The organism is Actinokineospora xionganensis, from assembly GCF_014323725.1.
Classification (GTDB): Bacteria; Actinomycetota; Actinomycetes; order Mycobacteriales; family Pseudonocardiaceae; genus Actinokineospora; species Actinokineospora xionganensis.
In genome coordinates this window covers 1-2,100 of record NZ_JABVED010000050.1, presented here as the reverse complement: position 1 = coordinate 2,100, position 2,100 = coordinate 1, and the positions used below count along the sequence as shown (strand labels likewise).

Sequence of the window (2,100 nt, the reverse complement as noted above, 5' to 3'; positions counted from 1 at the left end):
ATGTGCACCTTGACCGGCTGCACATCGATCAGCGGAAAGGTGCAGGAGTAGTTCAGATCCAGACTGGCCGCGGCCGACGCGGTCCCACTGGTCGCGAACAACCCGGCCACCACCGCGGCGGTCGCCGTGGCGGCCACTCCTGCGGCCATCTTCCCGTTCATCCGTGTCCTCATATGTCCTCTTTCACGTGCGCACACTTGGTGCTACTTAGCGGTCAGTGTCAGGTCGAGCTTGTTGCCGTCCGCCGCGACGAAGCCGCTGATGTAGTCGTTGAAGCCGCCGCAGCCCTTGAGCGGGGCGATCGCATACGTGCCGGTGAGCCTGCCGCCGGCGATGACGTCGAAGTCAGCCGCCGACTGCAGCGCGATATCCGACGGGGCAACGGTTTTACAGTCCGCGCTCTGGCTGATCGGGAACCCGAACAGGCTGACCTGCGGCAGCTTGATCGTGACCTTGGAAGCCGATCTCAGCACGCCGGTGGCATCGATGTTCCCGGAAGTCTGTCCGACGTTCTCGAACTCCACTTTGGACACCACGGGCAGGAAGCCCATGATGGTCAGATTCGCGGTCGTGGGGTTCAGCGCCAGCGCGGCGGTGAACTGCTTGGTCGCCAGGACCAGCTCGGCGTCGATGGTCCCGGAGATCGGGACGTCACCGGTGAGGTTCTTGAGGTTCGACTTGCCCTTGATGGCGTAGCCGTACTTCACCCCGGTCGGCGGCGGCGAGGTGGTGACGGTGGTGCTGCCACCGCCGCCGCCCGCGACGAAGCTGAGCAGCTCCGGGTTCTGGCCGGGAACAAGGGTGCAGGGCGAGACGATGTCGCCGATGCCGGTGTAGCTGCCATCGGTCTTCTTCGGCGTGACGAAGGCGGTGTAGCCCTTCATCGTCACCGACACCGGGCCGGGCTCGGGCGCGAACTCCGGAACGGACCCGGTGACGGCCATGTCGAAGGGTCCGCTGGCGGGGATCGTGGTCTTCGCGACGGCCAGGCCGGGCAGCCGGATGTTCAGGTTCGCGCCGCCGGTGGCGACGTTGACCGCGGCGTCCGCGGTGCCCTCGAGGGTGGCCGCGGCGACTTCACGCAGGCCTGCCGTCGAGGTCGCGGGGACCGTGGCGGTCGTCTTGAAGTTCGTTGTCTTCACCGGGTCGCCGGGTGCGGCGGGCAGGGTGAAGGTGGCTTGGATCCTGGTCTTGAGTGTCTGCATGCCCAGCAGCGGGAAGGGGCAGGAGAAGTCCAGCGTCTTGTCGACATCGACCTGCTGTGCCGCCGCACCGGTCCCGGCGCCGACAAGCAGTCCCGCGGCGACCATCCCGGCGGCGAGGACGCCGGACAGCCCCGCGGCCAACTTTGTCGATTTCATACCAATCCTCATCGGTCCTCTTCCGTGTTCTGCTGGCTTCGCCTTGGCGCGGCGCGCGGGTGGTGGGGCGCGGTCGCGCCGACCGCTCGCTCCGGTGCGGGGAACCGCACCGGAGCGAGCGGGGGTCACACGTCGCGCGGCGGAATCACTTCTTCGTCAGCGCGATCTCGAGCGTGTTGCCGGGGCCCGCGGCGAGGCTGTTGATCACCGAAGTGAACATGCCGCAGTTGGTGAATGGGCGGATCTCGTAGGAACCGGCCAGGGTGCCGCCCGAGACCGGGTTGAACCCGGGGTTCGAGGCGAGCGCGACCGACGTCGAGGACTTGCAGGACGGGCCGCCTCCGATGGAGAGGCCGAACACCTTGACGTTGACCAGCACCAGGTCGACGGCGACGTCCGACTTGACCGAGCCGTCAGCGGCAATGGTGCCGGTGACCTTCCCGGCGGGGACGATCTTCACGTTGGCCTGGGCGGGCAGGAACCCGAACAGCGAGAAGTTGATCTTCGTGCTGGGCAGGGTCAGGTCACCGGCGAAGGTGCCCTCGGCCAGCTTGACCTTGGCGTCGAGCTTTCCCGGCCCGATCAGCGCGGAGGCGTTGAGCTTCTTGATGTAGGTCTTGCCCTTGACCGTGTACGAGATGTCGATGACGTCGCCGGGCGGCTGGGTCGTCGGCTGGGTCGTGGTGGGCTGGGTCGTGGTGGGCTGAGTCGTGGTCGGCTGAGTCGTGGTCGGCTCAGT

1 protein-coding gene and 1 pseudogene are annotated in these 2,100 nt (G+C 67.1%); both read right to left on the bottom strand.

Annotated elements, in window-relative coordinates; all coding sequences use genetic code 11:
- Positions 1-203 precede the first annotated feature (203 nt).
- Complete coding sequence (locus tag GPZ80_RS31815; protein ID WP_187224803.1) at positions 204-1,361, bottom strand: DUF6801 domain-containing protein; 1,158 nt, start codon at positions 1,359-1,361, stop codon at positions 204-206.
- Between the two features lie 145 nt (positions 1,362-1,506).
- A pseudogene (locus GPZ80_RS31810) lies at positions 1,507-2,100 on the bottom strand (DUF6801 domain-containing protein); the annotation flags it as partial.